At 59.7% G+C, this 409-nt stretch carries 1 protein-coding gene; it reads right to left on the bottom strand.

The genetic code is table 11. From position 1 onward, the window contains the following. Positions 1 to 95: 95 nt before the first annotated feature. The coding region (locus ALO43_RS18750) for a M20/M25/M40 family metallo-hydrolase (protein ID WP_157062340.1) at positions 96 to 409 on the bottom strand (314 nt) is incomplete at its 5' end.

Below are 409 nucleotides of genomic sequence, written 5' to 3'. Positions count from 1 at the left end.
ATACCTGCCAGTCTAGGCAGGCGCCGCAGTCCAGGATGCTGAAAGCAGGATAACGGCAGCGTCCGATGCTGAAATTTGCCCTCGGACGGCAGCCTCTACTGCTTCAACGAACCCAGCAGGCTTTGCAAAAAGCGCTCGCCCGCGTTCATCTGGCTCTCCTCGATAAACTCGTCCGGCTTGTGTGCCTGCTCGATGGAGCCAGGCCCGCAAACCACCACCGGCACGTTGAGCCGCCCGGCGAACAGGCCGCCTTCAGTGCCATAGGAGACCTTGATGTGCTGTGTGCCCGGTTCGGCAAATGCATGCAGCATGCGCACTGCTTCAACGCTGGGGTGTGTCTCAAGCGCCGGGTATTCGTTCATCACTTCGATTTCGATAGCGGCCACGCCCGACAATTGTTTCGCTTCGC

The organism is Pseudomonas tremae (assembly GCF_001401155.1).
In the GTDB taxonomy this organism is placed as follows: domain Bacteria; phylum Pseudomonadota; class Gammaproteobacteria; order Pseudomonadales; family Pseudomonadaceae; genus Aquipseudomonas; species Aquipseudomonas tremae.
The sequence above is the reverse complement of the archived record's forward strand: the minus strand, read 5'-3'. Positions and strand labels throughout refer to the sequence as shown.